18 protein-coding genes are annotated in these 22,947 nt (G+C 74.1%); 7 read left to right on the top strand and 11 right to left on the bottom strand.

Annotated features, from left to right (window positions below; translation table 11 throughout):
• Positions 1-112: 112 nt before the first annotated feature.
• Positions 113-1,141 (top strand): isopenicillin N synthase family dioxygenase, encoded by a 1,029-nt coding sequence (locus IE265_RS05825; protein WP_190034264.1) that lies wholly within the window; start codon positions 113-115, stop codon positions 1,139-1,141.
• Between the two features lie 49 nt (positions 1,142-1,190).
• On the opposite strand, the gene IE265_RS05830 is transcribed toward IE265_RS05825, so the two are convergent.
• Positions 1,191-2,291, bottom strand: a complete 1,101-nt coding sequence (locus IE265_RS05830; RefSeq protein WP_190034265.1) for a citrate synthase 2 — start codon at positions 2,289-2,291, stop codon at positions 1,191-1,193.
• A gap of 296 nt (positions 2,292-2,587) precedes the next feature.
• Between IE265_RS05830 and pdxH the strand changes: the two genes are divergently transcribed.
• On the top strand, positions 2,588-3,253 hold the full coding sequence (gene pdxH, locus IE265_RS05835) for a pyridoxamine 5'-phosphate oxidase (RefSeq protein WP_190034266.1): 666 nt from the start codon (positions 2,588-2,590) through the stop codon (positions 3,251-3,253).
• A gap of 141 nt (positions 3,254-3,394) precedes the next feature.
• Here the strand turns inward: pdxH and IE265_RS05840 are convergent, their stop codons facing one another.
• The 10 genes from IE265_RS05840 to IE265_RS05890 form a co-directional block, all read right to left on the bottom strand.
• Positions 3,395-4,003, bottom strand: a complete 609-nt coding sequence (locus IE265_RS05840) for a TetR/AcrR family transcriptional regulator (RefSeq protein ID WP_190034267.1) — start codon at positions 4,001-4,003, stop codon at positions 3,395-3,397.
• A complete protein-coding gene (locus tag IE265_RS05845; protein ID WP_190034268.1) occupies positions 3,991-4,725 on the bottom strand; it encodes an enoyl-CoA hydratase family protein in 735 nt (244 codons plus the stop codon). The genes IE265_RS05840 and IE265_RS05845 overlap by 13 nt, the downstream gene beginning before the upstream one ends.
• Positions 4,722-6,287 carry a 4-coumarate--CoA ligase family protein gene (locus tag IE265_RS05850; protein WP_190034461.1) on the bottom strand — a complete coding sequence of 522 codons (1,566 nt, stop codon included), beginning with the start codon at positions 6,285-6,287 and terminating at the stop codon, positions 4,722-4,724. The genes IE265_RS05845 and IE265_RS05850 overlap by 4 nt, the downstream gene beginning before the upstream one ends.
• A 63-nt stretch (positions 6,288-6,350) precedes the next feature.
• Positions 6,351-7,511 (bottom strand): acyl-CoA dehydrogenase family protein, encoded by a 1,161-nt coding sequence (locus IE265_RS05855; protein WP_190034269.1) that lies wholly within the window; start codon positions 7,509-7,511, stop codon positions 6,351-6,353.
• Between the two features lie 341 nt (positions 7,512-7,852).
• Complete coding sequence (locus IE265_RS05860; RefSeq protein WP_190034270.1) at positions 7,853-9,739, bottom strand: acetyl/propionyl/methylcrotonyl-CoA carboxylase subunit alpha; 1,887 nt, start codon at positions 9,737-9,739, stop codon at positions 7,853-7,855.
• Positions 9,740-9,750: 11 nt separating this feature from the next.
• A complete protein-coding gene (locus IE265_RS05865; RefSeq protein WP_190034271.1) occupies positions 9,751-11,349 on the bottom strand; it encodes an acyl-CoA carboxylase subunit beta in 1,599 nt (532 codons plus the stop codon).
• Complete coding sequence (locus tag IE265_RS05870; RefSeq protein WP_229916068.1) at positions 11,346-13,028, bottom strand: acyclic terpene utilization AtuA family protein; 1,683 nt, start codon at positions 13,026-13,028, stop codon at positions 11,346-11,348. Before IE265_RS05870 ends, IE265_RS05865 begins: the two co-directional genes overlap by 4 nt.
• Before the next feature lie 62 nt (positions 13,029-13,090).
• A complete protein-coding gene (locus IE265_RS05875) occupies positions 13,091-13,885 on the bottom strand; it encodes a TIGR03084 family metal-binding protein (RefSeq protein ID WP_190034273.1) in 795 nt (264 codons plus the stop codon).
• Positions 13,886-14,261: 376 nt separating this feature from the next.
• Positions 14,262-15,314 carry an EamA family transporter gene (locus IE265_RS05885; RefSeq protein WP_229916054.1) on the bottom strand — a complete coding sequence of 351 codons (1,053 nt, stop codon included), beginning with the start codon at positions 15,312-15,314 and terminating at the stop codon, positions 14,262-14,264.
• Between the two features lie 294 nt (positions 15,315-15,608).
• Positions 15,609-18,431 carry an FAD-binding and (Fe-S)-binding domain-containing protein gene (locus tag IE265_RS05890; RefSeq protein WP_190034274.1) on the bottom strand — a complete coding sequence of 941 codons (2,823 nt, stop codon included), beginning with the start codon at positions 18,429-18,431 and terminating at the stop codon, positions 15,609-15,611.
• 189 nt (positions 18,432-18,620) lie between these two features.
• Between IE265_RS05890 and IE265_RS05895 the strand changes: the two genes are divergently transcribed.
• Genes IE265_RS05895 through IE265_RS05915 form a run of 5 tightly spaced genes read left to right on the top strand, consistent with a single transcriptional unit; the run spans position 18,621 to position 22,932 of the window.
• Positions 18,621-20,336, top strand: coding sequence for a sensor histidine kinase (locus tag IE265_RS05895; RefSeq protein WP_190034275.1), 1,716 nt, complete (start codon positions 18,621-18,623; stop codon positions 20,334-20,336).
• Positions 20,333-20,743, top strand: a complete 411-nt coding sequence (locus IE265_RS05900; RefSeq protein WP_190034276.1) for a roadblock/LC7 domain-containing protein — start codon at positions 20,333-20,335, stop codon at positions 20,741-20,743. Before IE265_RS05895 ends, IE265_RS05900 begins: the two co-directional genes overlap by 4 nt.
• Complete coding sequence (locus IE265_RS05905) at positions 20,740-21,096, top strand: DUF742 domain-containing protein (RefSeq protein ID WP_190034277.1); 357 nt, start codon at positions 20,740-20,742, stop codon at positions 21,094-21,096. Before IE265_RS05900 ends, IE265_RS05905 begins: the two co-directional genes overlap by 4 nt.
• Positions 21,077-21,715 (top strand): GTP-binding protein, encoded by a 639-nt coding sequence (locus IE265_RS05910; RefSeq protein ID WP_190034278.1) that lies wholly within the window; start codon positions 21,077-21,079, stop codon positions 21,713-21,715. Before IE265_RS05905 ends, IE265_RS05910 begins: the two co-directional genes overlap by 20 nt.
• On the top strand, positions 21,712-22,932 hold the full coding sequence (locus IE265_RS05915; RefSeq protein WP_190034279.1) for a cytochrome P450: 1,221 nt from the start codon (positions 21,712-21,714) through the stop codon (positions 22,930-22,932). The genes IE265_RS05910 and IE265_RS05915 overlap by 4 nt, the downstream gene beginning before the upstream one ends.
• Positions 22,933-22,947: the final 15 nt, after the last annotated feature.

Consider the following 22,947-nt stretch of genomic DNA (forward strand, 5'->3'; position numbering starts at 1 on the left):
CGGGCTGTCGGCGCTCCGCCTGACCTCGGCCCCGCTCCATCCCATCCGGCACCCGCGGCCCCCGCCCCACCCCGGCGGCAGCGCGGGACCCGTACCCACGCGGACGCACACCATGACGAACACGTCGACGAATCCGTCGTACCAGCAGCTCCCGATCATCGACCTCTCCGCCGCCGGGCGCGGCCCGCAGGCCCGTGCCCTGCTGCACGCGCAGTTGCACAGCGCCGCCCACGACGTGGGGTTCTTCCAGCTCGTCGGGCACGGGGTGAGCGAGGCCGAGACCTCCGCCCTGCTCGACGTGACGCACCGCTTCTTCGCGCTCCCGGAGGCCGACCGGCTCGCGCTCGACAACGTCAACTCGCCCCACTTCCGCGGCTACACGCGCACCGGGGACGAGCGCACCGGCGGCAGCCGGGACTGGCGCGACCAGCTCGACATAGGCGCCGAGCGGCCCGCCCGGGTCCCGCTGCCCGGTGAGCCCGCGTACTGGTGGCTGCAGGGGCCGAACCAGTGGCCCGCCGCGCTGCCCGAGCTGCGGACCGCCGCGCTGGGCTGGATCGACCGGCTGAGTTCCGTCGCCGCCCGGCTGCTGCGCGAGCTGCTCGCCGCGATCGGCGCGCCCGCGGACTTCTACGACCCCGTCTTCGGGGAGCGGGCCCACCCGCATCTGAAGCTGGTCCGCTACCCGGGCAGCTCCGGGGACGGTGCGGACCAGGGCGTCGGGGCGCACAAGGACTACGGGTTCCTGACGCTGCTGCTGCAGGACCGGGTGGGCGGGCTCCAGGTGCAGCGGGCGGACGGGCTGTTCCACGACGTCCCGCCGGTGTCCGGCGCCTTCGTGGTGAACCTCGGCGAACTGCTCGAAGTGGCGACGAACGGCTACCTCCTCGCCACCAACCACCGGGTCGTCAGCCCGCCCGGCGCCACCGAGCGCTTCTCCGTGCCGTTCTTCTACAACCCGCGGCTCGACGCCCGCACGGATCCGCTGCCGTTCCCGTACGCGACCGCGGCCCCCGGCGTGACCGGCGATCCGGCCAATCCGCTCTTCGCCGAGTACGGCCGCAACGAGCTGAAGGGCAAGCTCCGGGCCCACCCGCTGGTCGCGGCCCGGCACCACGCGGAGCTGCTGGTCCCCGCGTGAGGACGTGCGGCCGGGCCCGGCGCACGCACCGGGCCCGGCGGCTGCACGCTCAGTGCGCGATGTCCTCGTAGCCGGCGATCTCGCGCGGGTTGCGCGTACCGGGGCCGACATAACGCGCGGACGGCCGGACGAGGCGTCCGGTGCGCTTCTGCTCCAGGATGTGCGCGGACCAGCCCGCGGTGCGCGCGCAGGTGAACATCGAGGTGAACATGTGGGCCGGCACCTCGGCGAAGTCGAGGACGATGGCGGCCCAGAACTCGACGTTCGTCGCCAGGACGCGGTCGGGGCGGCGGGCGTGCAGCTCGGCGAGCGCGGCCTTCTCCAGTGCCTCGGCGATCTCGAAACGGGGTGCGCCGAGCTCCCGGGCGGTGCGGCGCAGCACGCGCGCCCGCGGGTCCTCGGCCCGGTACACGCGGTGGCCGAAGCCCATCAGCCGCTCGCCCTTGTCCAGGGCCTGCCTGACGTACGCGTCGGCGTCGCCCGTGCGCTCGATCTCCTCGATCATGCCGAGGACCCGGGAGGGGGCGCCGCCGTGCAGCGGGCCGGACATCGCGCCGACCGCGCCGGAGAGGGCCGCGGCCACGTCCGCGCCCGTGGACGCGATGACGCGGGCCGTGAAGGTGGACGCGTTCATTCCGTGCTCGGCCGCCGACGTCCAGTAGGCGTCGACCGCCGCCACGTGCTTGGGGTCCGGCTCGCCGCGCCAGCGGATCATGAAGCGCTCGACGACGGACTGCGCCTTGTCGATCTCCCGCTGCGGGACCATCGGCAGGCCCTGGCCGCGGGCGGACTGGGCGACGTACGAGAGGGCCATGACCGCGGCGCGGGCGAGGTCCGCGCGGGCCTGCCGCTCGTCGATGTCGAGAAGCGGCTTGAGGCCCCAGACGGGGGCCAGCATGGCGAGGGCGGACTGCACGTCCACCCTGATGTCGCCGGAGTGGACCGGGATCGGGAAGGGCTCGGCGGGTGGCAGGCCCGGATTGAAGGCCCCGTCGACGAGGAGCCCCCAGACGTTGCCGAAGGAGACGTGGCCGACCAGATCCTCGATGTCGACGCCCCGGTACCGCAGGGCGCCGCCCTCCTTGTCCGGTTCGGCGATCTCCGTCTCGAAAGCGATGACTCCCTCGAGCCCGGGTACGAAGTCGGACATCAGGCGGCTCCTCATGATGTGTACGACAGATGACGTTGTGGGGTTCGGGGCATGCGGGGGTTCCTATGACCATATGCCCGTATCGTGGATGATCGTCCGGTTCCGCGGTCGCTCATGGACTCGCGGTCCGTGCGTCACCTCGGTGATGCCCCGTGCGGATGGCGGTCACCCAACCGTTTCGGAAGCAGGACGATATCCCTTGGTGCCACCTTTGGGGAGAGTGCGCGGCACTCAGTGCCACTCAGTGATGAACCCCACGCCGTCGGCCACCCCCTGAGATACGGCAGGATGGCCGCGTGACCGACCGTGACCCCGTCCTCGACCCGGCGTTGATGCGTGAGCACTACCGGGCCGAGGGACTCGACGAGACCGAGCTGGCCGACCACCCCATGGAGCAGTTCGCGCACTGGTTCGCCCAGGCCGCGGCGGAGGACGCGGTCTACGAGGCCAACGCCATGGTCGTGTCCACGGCCGACGCCGAGGGGCGGCCCGGCTCCCGCACGGTGCTCCTGAAGCAGTTCGACGAGCGCGGTTTCGTCTTCTTCACGAACTACGGCTCCCGCAAGGCCCGCGACCTGGCCGCCAACCCGTACGTGTCCCTGCTCTTCCCGTGGCACCCGATGACCCGGCAGGTCGTCGTCACCGGCACCGCGCGGCGCACCGGACGCGACGAGACGGCCGCGTACTTCCGCACGCGCCCGCACGGCTCGCAGCTCGGGGCCTGGGCCAGCACGCAGTCCGAGGTGGTCGCCTCCCGCGCCGTGCTGGACGCCTCGTACGCCGAACTGGCCGCGCGCCACCCCGAGGGCGAGCAGGTCCCGGTGCCGCCGCACTGGGGCGGTTTCCGGGTCGCCCCGCAGACCGTCGAGTTCTGGCAGGGCCGGCAGAACCGGCTGCACGACCGGTTGCGGTACGTGGCGCGCGAGGACGGCTCGTGGCGGGTGGAGCGGCTCAGCCCCTGAGCCCGCGCCCACCGGGTGGGACGGCCCGGTTCCACCGCCGGCACGGTCCCGCCGCGGTGGACGCGCCGGGTGCCTGGGACGGGGCTGACGCGGCGGGGCACGGCTGACTCCGCGGACACGGCTGACGCGCCGGGCGCGGGGTCAGTCCAGCGTGGTGTCCAGGATGGCCGCCCACTGGGCGACCACCCGGTCGCGGCGTCCCGCGTCGTCCGTGAGGAGGTTCGCGAGACCGAGGCCGCGTGCCATGTCGAGGAAGCCCTGCACGGTCTCGCGCACCCCGGGGCGGGACTCGTCGGCGCGCAGCAGCTCGACGGCGATGCGGTGGGTCTCGCGGCCCACCCGGCCCTCCAGCTCGGTGACGCGGGAGTGCAGGTGCGCCTCGTTGGAGGCCGCGACCCACAGGTGCAGCGCGGCGCGGAAGAGCGGCCCGGTGAACAGGTCGACCAGGGCGGACACGACGGCCCGCCGGTCCCCCGCGCCCTCGGGGAACAGGGCTCGCAGGGCGGTGGAGCGCTCCTCGGCGACGTACTCGACGGCCGCCGTGAAGAGGTCCTCGCGGGTCGGGAAGTGGTGCTGGGCGGCGCCCCGGGAGACACCGGCCCGCTCGGCGACGACGGAGACCGTGGAGCCCGCCCAGCCGTGCTCGGCCAGGCAGGCCACGGCCGCCTCCAGCAGACGCTGCCGGGTGGCCCGGCTGCGGTCCTGCTTGGGCACGCGCTCGGCGGCCTGCGCGCCGTTCACAGCACCCATGAGGCATCCCGTCGTTCGAGGAAGGCGGTCATTCCCTCGCGGGCCTGCGCGGAGGAGAACAGCCGGGCCGAGAGCGCGGTCAGATCGGCCGCCTCCCGGTCGAAGGTGTCCAGCACCTTAGCCGTGAGCAGCCGTTTCGTCTCGGCCAGGGCCTCCGGGGAGGATCTGCGCAACCCGTCGAGAACGGGTTCGAGCACGTCGTCGGCGTCCTCGCCCGCGGCCGTCACCAGTCCGATCCTGGCGGCCTCGGCGGCCCCGAACCTCTCCCCGGTGAGGTAGTGGCGGGCCACCGCCCGCGGGTCGAGCCGCGGCAGCAGCGGGAGCGAGATCACGGCGGGCGCCACCCCGATGCGCACCTCCGTGAAGGCGAAGGTGGCCGCGTCGGAGGCCACCGCGATGTCGCAGGCCCCGAGCAGTCCCAGGCCGCCCGCGCGCACATGGCCGGTGACGCGGGCGACGACGGGCCGGGGCAGCTCCACGATCTGCCGCAGAAGCGCGACCAGGGAGTCCGGGTGCGGCGGATCGCGCAGGTCAGCGCCCGCGCTGAAGGTGTTGCCGGTGTGGGTGAGGACGACGGCGCGCACGTCGCCGTCCTCGCCGCACTCCGTGAGCGCTTCCGCCAGGTCCCCGACGAGCCGGGCCGACAGGGCGTTGCGCCGTTCGGGCGCGTCGAGCGCGAGAGTGGTGATCCCGCGCTCGTGCGACCGCCGCACCGTGGTCATGCCCGCTCCCTCAGTTCCCGCCGGAGGATCTTCCCGGAGGCGGCCCTCGGCACCCCTTCGACGAAGACGACCTTGCGGACCTTCTTGTACGGGGCGACGCGCCCCGCGACGTACTCCATGATCTCCTCCTCGCCGAGGCCGCCCGCCGACGGCTGGCGCACCACGTAGGCGTGCGGCCGCTCGTTGTGGTCGGCGTCGTAGACGCCGATGACGGCGGCGTCGGCGATGCCCGGGTGCGTCAGCAGCAGCGCCTCCAGCTCGGCGGGCGCCACCTGGTAGCCCTTGTACTTGATGAGTTCCTTGACCCGGTCGACCACGTACAGCCAGCCGTCGGCATCGACGTGGCCGACATCCCCGGTGTGCAGCCAGCCGTCCCCGTCGATCATCTCCGCGGTGGCCTCGGGGCGTCCCAGGTAGCCCTTCATGACCTGCGGTCCGCGGACGACGATCTCGCCGCTCTCGCCGACGCCGACGTCCTTGCCCGGGTCGTCCAGGGAGACGATGCGCATCTCCGTGCAGGCGATGAGCTTCCCGACGCTGCCGGGGGGCGGGTTCGGCGCGCCGAGGGGCACGACGTGCGTCCCGGGCGACAGCTCCGTCATGCCGTAGGCCTGGCCGACCGGCGGCAGTCCCAGGCGCCGGGAGCAGGCCGCCGCCAGTTCGGCGTCCAGCGGCGCGGCGGCGCTGATGACGTACTGCAGGGACGACAGGTCGTACCCCTCGACGGCCGGGTGCTTGGCCAGGGCGAGGACGATCGGCGGCGCCACGTACAGGCCGGTGATGCGGTGCTTCTCGATCGCCGCGAGGAACGTGTCCAGGTCGAAGCGGGGCAGCACGACCACGGTGGCGCCCTGCCGCAGGGGGGCGTTCATGAGGGCGGTCAGCCCGTAGATGTGGAAGAACGGCAGGACGGCCAGGATGCGGTCGCCCGGCCCCATCGGCATGGTGGGCGCCAGCTGCGCCAGGTTGGTGGCGATCGACCGGTGGGTGAGCATGACGCCCTTGGGGACCCCGGTCGTGCCGGAGGAGTACGGGAGCGCGGCCACGTCCTCGGCGGGGTCGATGTCGACCTGCGGTTCCGGTGCCGTGGAGCCCAGCATGTCGAGCAGCGACCGGTGCCCCGGCGCCTGGTCGCAGACGAATATCTCCCGTACGCCGCCCGCCAGTTCGGCCGCGGTGCGCGCGGTCTCCAGGAGGGGCGAGACGGTGATGATCCACTCGGCGGAGCTGTCCCTGAGCTGCTTGGCGAACTCCTCGGCGGTGGCGAGCGGGTGCACGGTCGTGACCGAGGCCCCGGCTCGCGTGGCGGCGAAGAAGGCCGCCGGGAAGGCGACCGTGTTGGGGCTGTGCAGGGCCACCACGTCGCCCTTGCGGACGCCGAGGTCGGCCAGCGCGGCGGCGATCCGCCGGTGGAACGTGTCGAGCTGGGCGTAGGTGAGGGTCGTTCCGTCCACGCCGTCGACGAGGGCGGGTGCGTCGCCCCGGGCGGCGGCACCGCCCAGCACCGCTTCGTGGATGGGTTCTTCGACGGCGGGAACGTCTTCGTACTCGCTGCGGAACACCATGTCGGGCCCTTTCCAGGAGTCGAACCGGAGGTCTGCCGGAAGCTGTACGGGAGATAGTGCCTAGTAGGACTTCGGCAGGCCCAGGGTCTGGTGCGACACATAGTTGAGGATCATCTCCCGGCTGACGGGCGCGATCCGGGCCACGCGGGACGCCGTGATGAGCGAGGCGAGGCCGAACTCGCCGGTCAGGCCGTTGCCGCCGAGGGTGTGCACCGACTGGTCGACGGCCTTCACGCAGGCCTCGGCGGCCGCGTACTTGGCCATGTTGGCGGCCTCCCCGGCGCCCACGTCGTCGCCCGCGTCGTACAGGAGGGCCGCCTTCTGCATCATGAGCCGGGCCAGCTCCAGGTCGATGTGCGCCTGGGCGAGAGGGTGCGCGACGGCCTGGTGGGCTCCGATGGGCTCCTTCCAGACGGTGCGCTCGCGGGCGTAGGCGATCGCCGTGGAGAGCGCGTAGCGGCCCATGCCGATCGCGAAGGCGGCCGTCATGATGCGCTCGGGGTTGAGGCCCGCGAAGAGCTGGAGCAGACCGGCGTCCTCGTCGCCGACGAGTGCCTCGGCGGGCAGCCGCACATCGTCCAGGGTGAGCTCGAACTGCTTCTCCGCACTGTGCAGTTCCATGTCGATGACCCGTCGCCCGAAGCCCTCGGTGTCGCGCGGGACGATGAACAGGCAGGGCTTGAGGCGGCCGGTGCGGGCGTCCTCCGCGCGGCCCACGATCAGGGTGGCGTCGGCGATGTCCACCCCGGAGATGAACACCTTGCGGCCGGTGAGCAGCCAGTCCGAGCCGTCCCTGCGCGCGGTGGTCGTGATGCGGTGGCTGTTGGAGCCGGCGTCGGGTTCGGTGATGCCGAAGGCCATGGTGCGGCTGCCGTCGGCCAGGCCGGGGAGCCAGGTCCGCTTCTGCTCCGGCGTGCCGAACCGGGCGATCACGGTGCCGCAGATCGCGGGTGACACCACCATCATCAGCAGGGGGCAGCCGGCGGCGCCCAACTCCTCCAGCACGATGGACAGTTCGGCGATGCCGCCGCCCCCGCCCCCGTACTCCTCCGGGAGGTTGACGCCGAGGTAGCCCAGCTTCGCCGCCTCGGACCAGAGTTCGTCCGGGTGGCCGCCGTCCGCGACGACCTTGGCGAGGTAGGCGCGGCCGTACCGCCTGCCCAGGGCGGACACGGCGGCCCTGAGGTCCTTGTGCTCGTCGGTTTCCAGGACGGTGCTCATGCGGGCTCCTCGGGAGAGGGAAAGGGTGCCGTCGGGAGGGTGCGGGTGCGGGCCGTGCGAGTCGGTGCGGGTCAGAGGCCGTGCGGGGTGCGGGTCGTACAAGTCCGTGCGGGGTGCGGGTCGGTGCGGGGTGCGGGTCGGTGCGGGGTGCGGGTCGGTGCGGGGTGCGGGTCGTGCGGGTCAGAAGCCGTGCGGGGTGCGGGTCGGTGCGGGTGCGGGCCGTGCGGGTCGACCGGGTGCCGGTACGGGTGGGCGGGGCCGTCGCCCGTGCGGGTGCCCGGGTGGGGCCGTCGGGCGGTACGGCCCCCGTCCGGACCGTGCGGGCGGCACGGCCCGGCCCCCTACACCGGTTCCGGCGCCTCCTCGTGCTCGACCACGGCGAGCAGCGTCCCCACGTCGACCTGCCGGCCGGGGACCGCGTGCAGGGCCGTGAGGGTGCCGGTGGCGGGAGCGGAGATCCGGTGCTCCATCTTCATCGCCTCCAGCCAGATCAGCGGGTCCCCCGCCCGTACGGAGACCCCGGCGGCCAGTCCGTCGGCGACACGGACGACGGTTCCGGGCATCGGCGCGAGCAGGGAGCCGGGCGCGTGGTCGGCCTCCGGCTCGGGGAAGCGCGGCAGGGCGGTGAGCGCGGTGGCGTTCACATGGACCCGGTCGCCGTAGCGGTGGACCTCGAACGTCCGCCGCAGGCCGTCGACTTCGAGGACGACCTGTCCGGCCGCCGCGCGCACCACGCGGACGCCCTCGGCGGCGAGACCGTCCCGGGTGTGCCGGTAGTGGACCTCGTGCTCCGTGCCGTCGGCGTCCGTCCGGTAGCGCTTGGACTGCGGCCCGGAGGGCACGTTGCGCCAGCCGCCGAAGCGGGAGCGGCCCTGCGCGTCCGCGAGCGCCGCGGCCAGCGGGGCGTACGGGTCCGGCGCCGGTGCCGTGAGCCCGGACAGGTGCCGGCCGTAGAAGCCGGTGTCCATCCGCGCCGAGGTGAACTCCTCGTGGCGCAGGGAGCGTACGAGGAGGTCCCGGTTGGTGACGGGCCCGTGCACCTCGGCCCGTTCCAGCGCCCCGGCGAGTTTCCGCAGGGCCTCCGCCCGGGTGGGCGCGTGGGCGACGGCCTTCGCCAGCATGGCGTCGTAGTGGACGCCGATCTCGTCGCCGTCCGCGTACCCGGTGTCCAGCCGGACGCCGGGCACGGACAGCCGGTGCAGGACTCCGGTCTGCGGGGCCCAGTCGCGGGCCGGGTCCTCGGCGTACAGGCGCGCCTCGACCGCGTGCCCGGTAGGCCGCGGCGGCCCGCCCTCCAGGGCGGCCCCCTCGGCCACGCGCAGTTGCAGGGCGACCAGGTCGATCCCGAACACCGCCTCCGTCACCGGGTGTTCGACCTGGAGGCGGGTGTTCATCTCCAGGAAGTGGAGCCGGTCCCCGCGGACCAGGAACTCGACGGTGCCGGCGCCCGTGTAGGAGATCGCCCGGGCGGCGGCCGTCGCCGCGTCGAACAGCCGCTGCTCGACACCGGGCGCGAGGCCGGGCGCGGGGGCCTCCTCGACGACCTTCTGGTGGCGGCGCTGGAGCGAGCAGTCGCGGGTCCCGCACGCCCAGACCGTGCCGTGCGTGTCGGCGAGGACCTGCACCTCGACGTGGCGGCCGCGCTCGACGTACGGCTCGACGAACACGGACCCGTCCCCGAAGGCGCTCAGCGCCTCGACCGAGGCGGCCCGCAACTCATCCCGCAGGGCGGCCCGTTCGCGGACGACCCGCATCCCGCGCCCGCCGCCGCCCGCGGACGCCTTCACCAGTACGGGCAGGTCGTCCTCGGTCACCGCGTCGGGGTCGAGCGGGGCCAGCAGCGGGACGCCGGCGGCGGCCATCAGCTCCTTGGCGCGGGTCTTGGAGGCCATGGCGTCGATCGCCTCCGGGGAGGGGCCGACCCAGACCAGGCCCGCGTCGAGCACGGCTCGGGCGAAGTCGGCGTTCTCCGAGAGGAAGCCGTACCCGGGGTGCACGGCGTCCGCGCCCGCCGCGAGCGCGGCCTTCACGATCAGGTCGCCGCGCAGGTACGTCTCGGCGGGCGACGCGCCCGGGAGGCGTACCGCCGTGTCGGCGGTGCGCGTGTGCAGGGCGTCCCGGTCGGCGTCCGAGTGCACGGCGACGGTACGGATGCCCAGTTCACGGCAGGTCCGGAAGACCCGGCAGGCGATCTCACCGCGGTTGGCGACGAGCAGGGACGTAATCACGTGGGGGAACCTCACATCCGGAAGACGCCGAAGCCGCCGCGGGCGCCCTCGTAGGGGGCGGTGTGGATCGCGGACAGGCAGAGGCCGAGGACGGTGCGGGTGTCGCGCGGGTCGATGACCCCGTCGTCGTACAGCCGCCCGGACAGGAACATGGGCAGGGACTCCGACTCGATCTGCTGCTCCACCATCGCGCGCAGGGCGGCGTCGGCGTCGTCGTCGTACGGCTGCCCCTTCGCGGTCGCGGACTGCCGGGCGACGATCGACAGGACTCCCGCGAGCTGCTGGGGGCCCATGACGGCCGACTTGGCGCTCGGCCAGGCGAACAGGAACCGCGGGTCGTAGGCGCGCCCGCACATCCCGTAGTGGCCGGCTCCGTAGGACGCGCCCATCAGCACGGACAGGTGCGGGACCCGCGAGTTGCTCACTGCGTTGATCATCATCGCGCCGTGCTTGATGATGCCGCCCTGCTCGTACTCCTTGCCGACCATGTACCCGGTGGTGTTGTGCAGGAAGACCAGGGGGATGTCGCGCTGGTTGGCGAGCTGGATGAACTGCGCGGCCTTCTGGGACTCCTCGCTGAAGAGCACGCCCCGCGCGTTGGCGAGGATGCCCACGGGATAGCCGTGCAGGGTGGCCCAGCCGGTGGTGAGGCTCGTCCCGTACAGGGGCTTGAACTCGTCGAAGTCGGAGGCGTCGACGATCCGGGCGACGACCTCGCGGGGGTCGAAGGGGGTGCGCAGGTCCCCCGGGACGATGCCGAGGAGTTCGTCCGCGTCGTACTTGGGCGGGGCGGCCGGGCCGGGATCGCCGTACGCCTTGCGGTGGTTGAGACGGGCGACCACGCGCCTGGCCTGCCGCAGGGCGTCCCGTTCGTCCCCTGCGAAGTGGTCGGCGAGGCCCGACACGCGGGCGTGCATCTCGGCGCCGCCCAGGGACTCGTCGTCGCTCTCCTCGCCGGTGGCCATCTTCACCAGCGGCGGCCCGCCGAGGAAGACCTTCGCCCGCTCCTTGACCATGATCACGTGGTCGGACATGCCGGGGACGTACGCGCCGCCCGCCGTGGAGTTCCCGAAGACGACCGCCACGGTGGGGATGCCGGCCGCGGACAGCCGGGTGAGGTCGCGGAAGATCGCTCCCCCCGGGATGAAGATCTCCTTCTGGGAGGGCAGATCGGCGCCGCCCGACTCGACGAGGCTGATGCAGGGCAGCCGGTTGGCGTACGCGATCTCGTTCGCCCGCAGGGCCTTCCTCAGGCTCCAGGGGTTGCTGGCGCCGCCGCGCACGGTCGGGTCGTTCGCCGTGACGAGGCACTCCACGCCCTCGACGACGCCGATCCCGGTGACGAGCGAGGCACCGACCGCGAAGTCGCTGCCCCAGGCGGCGAGCGGCGACAGTTCGAGGAACGGGGTGTCGGGGTCGAGGAGCAGCTCGATCCGTTCCCGGGCGGTCAGTTTGCCGCGGGCCCGGTGCCGGGCGACGTACTTCTCGCCGCCGCCCGCGAGAGCCTTCGCGTGCTCGGTGTCGAGGCCGGCCAGCTTGGCGAGCATCGCCTCGCGGTGCTCGGCGTACTCGGGCGCGGCGGTGTCCAGCGCGGACGCCAGGACCGTCACAGCAGTACCTCCGGGATGTCGAGGTGGCGGGAGCGCAGCCATTCGCCGAGGGCCTTGGCCTGCGGGTCGAAGCGGTGCTGCGCGGCGACGCCCTCGCCGAGGACGCCCTCGACGACGAAGTTGAGGGCGCGCAGGCCGGGCAGTACGTGGCGGACGACGGGCAGTGCGGCGCTCTCGGGGATCAGGGCCCTGAACCGCTCGGTGGTCAGTTCGTGGGCGAGCCAGCGCCAGGCCTCGTCGCCGCGCACCCACACCCCGACGTTGGCGTTCCCGCCCTTGTCGCCGCTGCGGGCGCCGGCGACCAGGCCGAGTGGCGCCCGCCGGGTCGGCCCCGGCGGCAGCGGCTCGGGCAGCGGCGGCTCGTCCACCGGCTCCAGTACGCGGGTGGCGGCCCCCGGTGCCACCGCGAGCCGGCTGCCGTCGGGCAGTACCGCCTCGTGGCCGACCTCGTCCCGGGGCACGTACACGTCCTCGAAGACCCCGTAGGGCGCTCCCTTCCCCGGGGGCGCCAGCACATGGAATCCGGGGTAGCTGGCGAGGGCGAGTTCGACGGCGGCCGCCCCGAGGGCGCGGCCCACGGTGTCCTGGTCGGGGTCCCGCACGACGAGCCGCAGCAGGGCGCTGGCGGTCTCCTCGGTGGCGGCGTCGGGGTGGTCGGTGCGGGCGAGGTCCCAGCGGACCTCGGCGGGCGGGGCCTTGGCGGCCGTGAGCGCCGTGTCCATCTGGGACCGCACGTACGCGGCCTTCCGCTCGATGTCGAGGCCGGTCAGGACGAAGACGACCTCGTTGCGGAAGCCGCCGAGCCGGTTGAGGCCGACCTTGAGAGTGGGCGGCGGGGCCTCTCCGCGGACCCCGTCGATCCGCACCCGGTCGGGGCCCTGGCGGGTGAGCCGGACGGTGTCGAGGCGCGCGGTGACGTCCGGGCCCGCGTACCGGGCTCCGGCGGTCTCGTACAGCAGTTGGGCGGTGACCGTGCCGGTGTCGACGAGGCCGCCGGTGCCGTCGTGCTTGGTGATGACGCTGCTGCCGTCCTCGTGCAGTTCGGCGACGGGGAAGCCGGGGTGGCGCAGCAGCGCCGGGTCGTGCTCGGCGAAGAAGGCGTAGTTGCCGCCGGTCGCCTGGGCGCCGCACTCCAGGACGTGGCCCGCGACGACGGCACCCGCGAGACGGTCGTACGCGTCCGGCGCCCAGCCGAAGTGCGCGGCGGCGGGTCCGGTGACCAGTGCGGCGTCGGTGACCCGGCCGGTGACCACGATGTCCGCGCCCGCGCGCAGGCAGGCCGCGATGCCGCCGCCGCCGAGGTAGGCGTTCGCGGTGAGGCTCCCGGGGTGCCGCTGCCGCAGGTCGTCGCCCTCGACGTGGGCGACGCGTACGGGGACCCCCAGGCGGTCGGCCAGGTCGCGGACGGCGGCGGCGAGCCCGGCCGGATTGAGGCCGCCGGCGTTGGTGACGACCTTCACGCCCTTGTCGTGGGCGAGGCCGAGGCACTCCTCCAGCTGGCGCAGGAAGGTCCTGGCGTAACCGTGCTCCGGGTTCCTCAGCCGGTCCCTGCCGAGGATCAGCATGGTCAGCTCGGCGAGGTAGTCGCCGGTCAGGACGTCCAGGGGGCCGCCGGTGAGCATCTCGCGCAGGGCGTCGAAGCGGTCGCCGTAGAAGCCCGAGGCGTTGCCGATCCGCAGCGGGGCCCCGGGCCCGCCGGGGCCGGTGGGCGAAGTGGCCGCGGGGTCCGTCGCGGGGCCGGTCACCGCGCGTCCCCCTTCGGGGCGCGGCCCGCGCCGGGCGGGCCGGCGAAGGCCTGGGCGATGTCGAGCCAGCGGTCCGCGTCGGGCCCCTCGGCCCGTACGGCGAGGTCGGCGCGGTGCACGCGCCGGGTGACCAGGAGGCAGAAGTCGAGGGCGGGGCCGGTGACCCGCTGGGCGGCGTCCTCGGGCCCGTACGTCCACAGTCCGCCCGAGGGTCCGGCGAGTTCGACGCGGAACTCCTCCTCCGGCGCGCCCAGGCCCCGTACCGCGAAGGCGAAGTTCCGTGCCCGCACGCCGATGCGCGCGACGTGCCGCAGCCGGTCCGTGGGCGTCCGCGTCACTCCCAGGGTGTCGGCGACGTCCTGGCCGTGCGCCCAGGTCTCCATGAGCCGGCCCGTCGCCACGGAGGCGGCCGACATGGGCGGCCCGTACCAGGGGAACCGTGTTCCGGCGGGCGCCGCGCGCAGCGCCTCCTCCAGCGCCTCGCGCCCCTGCCGCCACTCGGCGAGCAGCCGGTCGGGCGGCAGCGCTGCCCCCTCCTCGGCGCCCTGGTCCACGAAGCCGTCGGGCGAGGCGAGCGCCTTCTCGACCTCCTTGGCGAAGGCGTCGGCGTCGGTGACCGCGAGCAGGGCGGACCGGTCGGTCCAGGCGAGATGCGCGATCTGGTGGGCGACGCTCCAGCCCGGAGCCGGGGTGGCGAGCGCCCAGCGCTCCTCCTCCAACCCGCTCACCAGCAGGTCGAGTTCCGCACTCTCCTGGTGCAGATCATCGATCACGAACGACGGCTCGGACACGATGCGCTCCCCTGTGGGCACGACGATGTGCCCCGGAGCATGACAGCGCCCGAAGAAACAAGCAAGCATGCTTGCATTGAATTTTCCCCGGGCGGTCCTGGAGGGGATCGGGCGTCCCTACCCGGCGGTCCTGGAGGGGAGCGGCCGTCCCTACCCGGCGGTCCGGGAGGAGATCGGGCGCCCCTACCCGGCGGTCCGGGAGGGGAAGGGCCGTCCCTTCCCCGGCGGTCCGGGAGGGGAGGCACCGTCCCTTCCCCGGCGGTCCGGGAGGGGAGGCACCGTCCCTTCCCCGGCGGTCCGGGAGGGGAGGCACCGTCCCTTCCCCGGCGGTCCGGGAGGGGAGCGGCCGTCCGGACGTCCGCACGGGGCCGGCGGGTCAGCCGACGCCCTTCGCCCTCCCCCGGCCCACCTGGGTCCGCACCGCGCCCACGCTCGCCCCGATGACGAGCGCTGTCGCGAGGGCCTCCGTCACGCTCAGCGTCTGGCTCAGCACCAGGAATCCGGCGAGCGAGGCGATGGCGGGCTCCAGGCTCATCATCACGGCGAAGGTGGACGCGGGCATGCGGCGCAGGGCGAGGAGTTCGAGCGTGTACGGCAGCACGGAGGACAGGACGGCCACGGCCGCGCCCAGGGCGAGCGTGGTCGGTTCCAGGAGCTTGCCGCCGGACTCGACGACACCCAGCGGCAGGAACAGCACGGCGGCGACCACCATGGCCAGGGCCAGCCCGTCGGCCTGCGGGAAACGGCGGCCCGTCCGGGCGCTGAAGACGATGTACGCGGCCCACATGGCGCCCGCGCCCAGGGCGAAGGCCACACCGGCGGGGTCGAGGCTGCCGAAGCCGCCGCCGCCGAGGAGGAAGACACCGCAGAGGGCGAGCCCCGCCCAGACGAGGTTGACGGCACGGCGGGAGGCCAGCACCGACAGGACCAGCGGGCCGAGCACCTCCAGGGTGACGGCGGGGCCGAGCGGGATACGGGCGACGGACTGGTAGAAGAGGCCGTTCATCGCGGCCATCGTGACGCCGAAGACGACGACGGTGCCCCAGTCGACCCGGGAGTGGCCGCGCAGCCGGGGCCGGCAGATCACCATCAGCACGATCGCGGCGACCGCGAGCCGCAGCGTCACGACTCCGAGCGCCCCGGCACGCGGCATCAGGCTCACGGCCAGGGCTCCGCCGAACTGGACGGAGACCCCGCCGGCGAGCACGAGGCCCACGGGACCGAGGGCGCGCAATCCCCCGGGGGCGTCCGCGGGGGCCGGTTCCGCCCCGGGTCCTGCCTCGGGTCCCGGCAGCGCTGCCGGTCCGGCGACGACGCCGGCGGGGTCGGCGACCGACGGGGACCGGTCGGTGCTGGGGATGTTCACGGGTCCGTCCAGGAAGTTCGGGTCGCGGGCCACCGCCCGCCGTTCGTTCGTACCGTCCATCATGATGCACTTGCCAGTCCAGAGTAATGGACTGGCGTCAGGGCTGTGAACCCATTTTGCAGCTTACTTCGAGCCCGGAGGGCGGGCAGTCCGGGCGGCGCGGCGCTCACCCGTGGCCGCCGCCCGCCGGGTCCCGGAGGGCGCGGTAGGCCGCCCCGGACACCGGCTCCGCCCTCCCTCGGCGCCGGCCGCGCGAGACGGTCACCCCGGGCCGCGGGCTCCCTGTGCCCCAGGGCGCCGGCCGCGGGCGGCGGCGATCAGCCCGTGTCCCGGGGCACCTCCCGGGCTCCCGGGCGGTCACGTCCGGTCGGCGGTGCCGCTCGGGGGCGGCGCGGGCAGGGCTTCGGCCAGTACCTCCGCCAGATGGCGGCCGCGTACGCCGCCCAGTTGTTCCAGTTGCGTGCGGCAGGAGAAGCCGTCCGCCAGGACGACCGTCCCCGGGGCCGCCTCCCGGACCGCGGGCAGCAGCCGCTCCTCGGCGCACGCCAGCGAGACGTCGTAGTGCCCCCGCTCGAAGCCGAAGTTGCCCGCCAGCCCGCAGCAGCCGCCCGACAGCGCGCCGGTGAGACCCGCCGCCGCCCGCAGCCGGCGGTCCGCGTCGTCGCCGAGCACCGCGTGCTGGTGGCAGTGGGTCTGGCCGGCCACCGGGCGGTCGACCCGCGGCGGGACCCAGTCCGGCGCCTGCCGCTCCAGCGCCTCGGCGAACGTCACGACCGAGTCCGCGAGGCGCCGGGCGCGCGGATCGTCGTGGAGGAGTTCGGGCAGGTCCGTGCGCAGGGCGGCGGCGCAGCTCGGCTCCAGGACGACCAGCGGGGTGTCCGGGTGGGCCTCCATGAGGTCCAGGGTGCGCCGGAGCACCGTACGGGCGCGGTCGAGCTGGCCCGTGGAGACGTACGTCAGCCCGCAGCACACGCCCTCCGGCGGCAGGACGACCCGGCGGCCCGCGTCCTCCAGCACCCGGACGGCGGCCCGGCCCACCTGCGGCGAGAGGTGTTCGGTGAAGGTGTCGGGGAGCAGGAGCGTCGCGGGCCGCCCCGGCGCGTCCTCGGCCGCCGCCCACCGTCGCCGGAACCACCGCCTGAACGTCTCCTCGGCGACCCTTGGGATCTCCCGCTCGCGCGCGATCCCGCCGAGCCGCTTCGCCGCGCGTGCCGACGGCCCGCCCGAGGAGAGGAGGTTGAGGAGCCGGGCGGCCCCGAGGCGGGCGACCGCCCGCAGCCACACCGGCAGCCACCCCATCGCGTAGTGGGCCGCGGGCCGGCGGCGCCCCGCGTAGTGGTGGTGCAGGAACTCCGCCTTGTAGGTGGCCATGTCGACGCCGACAGGGCAGTCGGACCGGCACCCCTTGCAGGACAGGCAGAGGTCCAGCGCGTCGCGGACCTCCGTGGACGCCCAGCCGTCCGTGACCACCTCGCCGGCGAGCATCTCGTGCAGCAGCCGCGCCCGTCCGCGGGTGGAGTGCTCCTCCTCGCCGGTCGCCCGGAAGGACGGGCACATCACGCCGGAGTCCGGACCCGCCGCCGTACGGCACTTGGCCACGCCCACGCATCTGCGCACCGCCGCCGAGAAGTCCCCGCCGTCCTGCGGATAGCCGAAGGCCACGTCGACGGGCTCGCGGGGGAGCACGGCGAAGCGGAGGTTCTCGTCGAGGTCGGCGGGCCGTACGAGCACGCCCGGGTTGAGCAGGCCGTCCGGGTCCCAGACGTCCTTCACCCGCTCGAAGAGGGCGACCGTCCGCTCCCCGTACATCCTCGGCAGCAGTTCGGCCCGGGCCTGCCCGTCCCCGTGCTCGCCCGACAGCGAGCCCCCGTGGGAGACGACGAGGTCGGCGAGGTCCTCCGAGAAGCGGCGGAAGCGCGCGACGCCCTCGCGGGTCAGGAGGTCGAAGTCGATGCGTACGTGGACGCAGCCGTCCCCGAAGTGCCCGTACGGCGTGCCGCGCAGTCCGTGCGAGGCCGTCAGCGCCCTGAAGTCCCGCAGATACGGCCCCAGTCGGGCCGGCGGCACCGCGCAGTCCTCCCAGCCGGGCCAGGCCTCGGTGCCGTCCGGCATCCGGGTCGCCGTGCCGCTCGCGTCCTCGCGGATGCGCCACAGGGCCCGCCGGCCGGCCGGATCGGTCACCACGAGGGCGTCCACGACGTCGGCGGCGCGCACGACGGCGTCCGCACGCGCGCGTGCCTCCCCCGGCGTCCCGCCGCCCGTCTCGACGAACAGCCAGGCACCGCCCCGGGGGAGCCCGGCGCCGGGCGGCACGAGGTCGGCCGCCATGCCCTCGACCGTCAGCGGCCCGTACGGCAGCAGTCCGTGCGCGGCCGAGGCGGCCGCGCTCTCGTCGGGGTACGCCAGCACGGCCAGCGCCCGTGCGCGCGGGGCCTCGACCAGCCTTACGACGGCCTCCGTCAGGACGCCCAGGGTCCCCTCGGAGCCGCAGAACGAGCGGGCGACGTCGGCTCCCCGCTCGGGCAGGAGGGCGTCCAGCGCGTACCCGGAGATCCGGCGCGGCAGGTCGGGGAAGCCGGTGCGCAGCCGCTCCGACTCACCCTCCACCAGGGCCCTGAGCCCGTCCGGGGCGCCCGCCCAGGACCGGCCGAGGACCAGGGCGTCCCCCCGCGCGGTGAGGACGGACAGCTCCCGGACGTTGTCGGCGGTCGTGCCCCAGGCCACGGAGTGCGATCCGCAGGAGTTGTTGCCGATCATTCCGCCGAGCGTGCAGCGGCCGTGGGTCGAGGGGTCGGGGCCGAAGCGCAGTCCGTGCGGGGCGGCGGCCTCCTGGAGCCGGTCCAGGACGACGCCCGGCTGCACCACCGCCGTGAGGGTCCCGGGGTCCAGCGAGACGATCCGGTTCATGTGGCGCGTGAAGTCCAGCACCACCCCGGTACCGGTCGCCTGTCCCGCGATCGAGGTCCCGCCGCCGCGTGCCACGACCGGCACGCCGAACCGGGAGCAGACGGACAGTGCCGCCGCGACGTCCTCGGCGTCCCCCGGCGCGACCACTCCGAGCGGTACGCGCCGGTAGTTGGAGGCGTCCATGGTGGTCAGCGCGCGTGCGCCGGCGTCGAAGGCGACGTCCCCGCGCACGGCCTGCTCCAGCGCGTCCCGAAGTTCCCGGAGATCCCTCATGTCCCCCAGGATGCCCGGCTGCCGGGGCCGCAGATCGTTCCGAAACCGCATGAGACACCGTCAAGATTGCGGCCAATTCGCAGAACTGGAAGCAGAACCTTCCCATCCCGATCAGGAACTCTCATATAGTGAGCTGGATTTGAGCTTCCGGTGTCGCTCTCGCCCAGGACCGATCGAGGACCCCATTTCATGACCGCGCCCATCCCCCCCGCGCGCCCTGCGACAGACCGGCCGTCCCTCGCACCATCCAGAGGCGATCGACCCGGCCTGCGCGCGGTGGCACCCGCCGTGATCGCCACCGCCGTACCCGCCGCACTCGCCGTCGTCGCCACGGTCGCCCTGGCCGACGGCACGGCCCGCGCCCCCCTCGCCTGGGGCCTGGGCGCCGCCGCGCTCCTGCTGTGCGCGGCCGTCGCCGCGGCGAGCCGGGCCACCGTGACGGCACGGCTGCTGCGCCGCCGCCTGGACTCGGTGACCAACGACACCGGGCGGCTGCTCCAGGAGCGCGCCCGGCTGACCGGCGAGACCAGCCGCGAACGCACGCGCCTCACCGACGAGTTCGCGGCGGAGCGCACCCGACTCACCGAGGAGTTCGCCGCCGAACGCGCCCGCCTGACGGAGGAGTTCGCCGTAGAGCGGACACTCCTCACGGACGGGTTCGCCGCCGAGCGGACCCTCCTGGACGAGCGGAACACCCGGGACACCGCCCGGCTGACCACCGAACTCGCCCAGGAACGCGCCCGGCTCGGCACCCAGAACGCCCGGCAGGCCGCGGAACTGCGGCGGGCCAGGAGCGACCGCGCCGCCGCCGTCTCGGCCGCCGCCAACGCGGCCGGCCGGATGCAGGCCCTGGCCACCGGCATGCTCGCCGACCTGCGCGCCATGGAGGACAAGCACTCCGACGAGGAGGTCCTCGCCGACCTGCTCCACCTGGACCACCGCACCGCCCAGGCGGGCCGCCTCGCCGACTCCGTCGCCGTCCTCGCCGGCGCGCGCTCGGGCCGCCGCTGGGCGCGCCCCATCGTCATGGAGTCGATCCTGCGCGGCGCCATGGGCCGCATCGCCGGCTACCAGCGTGTCCGCGTCCACTCGGCCAGCGAGGCCGCCGTCGCCGGACACGCCGCCGAGGGCGTGATGCACGCGCTCGCCGAGATCCTCGACAACGCCGCGAACTTCTCGCCGCCGACCGCCGAGGTCCACGTGTACGTCGAGGAGGTACCGGCCGGCGTCATCGTCTCCGTGGAGGACAGCGGCCTGGTGATGGGCGAGGTGCAGCTGCGCCGCGCCGAGAGCGCCGTCTCCGGCGAGGGCGCCGACCTCGGCGGCCTCTCCGGCACCCGGCTGGGCCTCGCGGTCGTCGGCCGGCTGGCCCGCAAGTACGGCCTGCGGGTGTCGTTCCGCCCCTCGGCACGCGGCGGCACGGGCGTCCTGGTCCTCGTGCCGCAGGACATCCTCTCGGACTCGTCGGGCGCCGAGACCCCGGTCGCCCCCGAGCCGCCCGCCCTGCCGGCACCCGAGCCGCGGGAGACGCACAGCGCCACCCGGGCGCTGCCCGACCCCGAGCCGGAACCCGTGCGCGCGCACGAATTCGCGTCCCACGACGACGAGTCCGCGGGCAACCTGCCCAAGCGCAGCCGCGGCCGCACCCTCGCCGAGGCCGAACGGGGCCGCTCCCGGACGGCAGCGGCCCCCGAGGCCCGCTCCGACGCCGACGACAAGTACCGGGGCGCCCGCTTCGGCAGCTTCCGGCAGGCCGTCCGCCGCACCCCGTCCGACGGGGCCGGCGACGACACCCCTCCCGGCGACGCCCCGCGGGAGCGCGCCCACACCGGATCCGCGCAGGACTCCGGGCCCGAACCGTCCCCCCACGCCACTTCGCACCTGGAAGGCGACCCCACTTCATGACCGGCACCACCGCCACCGCCGACGAGAAGCTCACCTGGCTCATCGAGAGCCTGCTGGAGCGCACACCAGGCGCCCGGCACGCGCTCGTGCTCTCCCGGGACGGCCTGAAGCTGTGCCGGACCCCGGAGCTCTCCGTCGACCAGGCCGACCAGCTCGCCGCCATCGCCGCAGGCATCCAGTCGCTCTCCCACGGGGCGTCCGTGGAGTTCGGGGACGGCAGCGGCGGCGTCCGGTCCGCGATGGCCGAGTTCTACGGCGGGGTCCTGTTCATCGTCGAGGCGGGCGAGGGAGCCCATCTGGCCGTGGTGACCGGCGAGGACGCCGACGCCGGCCTCGTCGGACACAACATGAGCGAGCTCGTGGAACAGCTCGGCAGCCATCTGCGCGCGCTGCCGCGCACCTCATGAGCCGCCCGGGCAGGGACGACGCGCCCGACCGGCTGTACACCCTCACCGGAGGGCGCAGCCGGTCCGCCCCCGACACCCCCTTCGACCTGGTGACCCTGGTCGTGGCCGAGTGCGACCCGGTGCCCGGCATGCAGTCCGAGCACACCGCGATCCTGCGGCTGTGCGCACGGCCGACGGCCGTCGTCGAGGTCGCCGCCGAACTGGGGCTGCCCGTGAGCATCACCCGGATCCTGCTCTCCGACCTCCTCGCCGCGGGCCGCGTCAGCGCCCGCCACCCGCGCAAGGCCGTGCACAACGGCATCCCCGATCCCGACATCCTGGAGCAGGTGCTCGTTGGACTCCGCAACCTCTGACGCGAGAGCCCCACTGGGGGCCACCGCCGACAACGGTCTGAAGATCGTCGTGGTCGGCGGATTCGGCGTCGGCAAGACGACCATGGTCCGCTCGGTCAGCGAGATACGTCCCCTCAACACCGAGGAGACGATGACGCAGGCCGGCGAGTCGGTCGACGACATCAGCGAGGTCCGCGGCAAGACCGCGACCACGGTCGCCTTCGACTTCGGCCGCATCAGCCTCGACACCCGCAACGTGCTCTACCTCTTCGGCGCACCGGGTCAGGAGCGCTTCTGGTTCCTGTGGGACCGGCTGTTCTCCGGCACGCTCGGCGCGGTCGTGCTCGTCGACACCCGCCGCATCGACGACTCCTGGTACGCCATCGACCGCCTCGAACACCACGGCACGCCGTTCATCGTGGCCTGCAACGACTTCGGCGGCCATCCGCACACCCCGCAGCAGATCCGCGAGGCCCTGGACCTGGACCCGCACGTCCCGCTGGTGGACTGCGACGCCCGGTCCCGCGAGTCGAGCAAGCGCGTCCTGATCACGCTGGTCGAGCACATCCAGAGCCTGTACGCCGCAAAGGGCGCCGGTGGCGCCGAAGCGGCCGAACCCGTCGAGGAGTTGATCCGGTGACCGCCGAACCCGTGCCCCTCAGCGGACCCCGGTTCCAGTCCGACCCCGGCGACCTCTACCGGGAGATGCGGCGCGAACACGGCTCCGTGGTGCCGGTGCTGCTCGACGGCGACGTGCCCGCGTGGCTCGTCCTCGGCTACCGCGAACTGCACCAGGTCACCGGCGACCCCGTGCTGTTCAGCCGCGACTCCGAGCTGTGGAGCCAGTGGCCGAGCATCCCCGACGACTGGCCGATGCTGCCGATGATCGGCCGCAGGCAGCCCTCCATCCTCTACACCGTCGGCGAGCGCCACCGCGAGCGCGCCGCGATGATCGGCAACGCCCTCGAAGCCGTCGACCCGTTCGAACTGCGCGGCCACGCCGAGCGGTTCGCCGACGAGCTGATCGACACGATCTGCACCAAGGGCGGCGCGGACATCATCGGGGACTACGCGACGCTGCTCCCCGTACGCGTCCTGGCGACGCTCTACGGCTTCTCCGACGAGCAGGGCCCCGGCCTCGTCACCGCGCTCAACGACATGATCAACGGGCGCGAGAACGCGATCGCCGGTCAGCAGCACCTCGGCTCGGCCATGGCCGAGCTGATCGCCCTGCGCAAGGCGGAGCCCGCCGAGGACGTGGTCAGCCGGATGCTCGCCGACCCCGGCGGCTTCACGGACGAGGAGATCACACAGGACCTCATGGTGATGATGGCGGCCGGGCACCAGCCCACCGCCGACTGGATCGGCAACTCGCTGCGCCTGATGCTGACGGACGACCGCTTCGCGGCCTCCCTGTTCGGCGGCCGGCACAGCGTCGCCGAAGCCATGAACGAGGTGCTGTGGGAGGACACGCCCACGCAGAACGTGGCCGGGCGCTGGGCCTCCCGCGACACCCAGCTCGGCGGCCGGCGCGTGCGGGCGGGCGACCTGCTGCTGCTCGGCCTCCAGGGCGCCAACAACGACCCGCAGGTACGCACCCACGGCTCCGAGTTCACCGGCGGCAACAGCGCGCACTTCTCCTTCGGCCACGGCGAGCACCGCTGCCCGTTCCCGGCCCAGGAGGTCGCCGAGGTCGTCGCGCGGACCGGCATCGAGGTCGTCCTCGACCGGCTGCCCGACATCGATCTGGCCGTGCCCGCAGACACGTTGGAGCGCAGGCCCTCCCCGTGGCTGCGCGGACTCACGGCACTGCCGGTGAACTTCACGCCGACCCCCTCCGTGGGCGGCTCCCTCTGAACCCGCCGTGGGGGG

This window comes from Streptomyces fructofermentans (assembly GCF_014651055.1).
GTDB lineage: Bacteria > Actinomycetota > Actinomycetes > Streptomycetales > Streptomycetaceae > Streptomyces > Streptomyces fructofermentans.

Excerpts from the sequence above, each read along its gene's own strand:
- IE265_RS05825 (WP_190034264.1), top strand. The coding sequence starts at position 113 with ATGACGAACACGTCGACGAATCCGTCGTACCAGCAGCTCCCGATCATC.
- IE265_RS05830 (WP_190034265.1), bottom strand. The coding sequence starts at position 2,291 with ATGTCCGACTTCGTACCCGGGCTCGAGGGAGTCATCGCTTTCGAGACG.
- IE265_RS05840 (WP_190034267.1), bottom strand. The coding sequence starts at position 4,003 with ATGGGTGCTGTGAACGGCGCGCAGGCCGCCGAGCGCGTGCCCAAGCAG.
- IE265_RS05845 (WP_190034268.1), bottom strand. The coding sequence starts at position 4,725 with ATGACCACGGTGCGGCGGTCGCACGAGCGCGGGATCACCACTCTCGCG.
- IE265_RS05855 (WP_190034269.1), bottom strand. The coding sequence starts at position 7,511 with ATGAGCACCGTCCTGGAAACCGACGAGCACAAGGACCTCAGGGCCGCC.
- IE265_RS05885 (WP_229916054.1), bottom strand. The coding sequence starts at position 15,314 with ATGATGGACGGTACGAACGAACGGCGGGCGGTGGCCCGCGACCCGAAC.
- IE265_RS05890 (WP_190034274.1), bottom strand. The coding sequence starts at position 18,431 with ATGAGGGATCTCCGGGAACTTCGGGACGCGCTGGAGCAGGCCGTGCGC.
- IE265_RS05895 (WP_190034275.1), top strand. The coding sequence starts at position 18,621 with ATGACCGCGCCCATCCCCCCCGCGCGCCCTGCGACAGACCGGCCGTCC.
- IE265_RS05900 (WP_190034276.1), top strand. The coding sequence starts at position 20,333 with ATGACCGGCACCACCGCCACCGCCGACGAGAAGCTCACCTGGCTCATC.
- IE265_RS05905 (WP_190034277.1), top strand. The coding sequence starts at position 20,740 with ATGAGCCGCCCGGGCAGGGACGACGCGCCCGACCGGCTGTACACCCTC.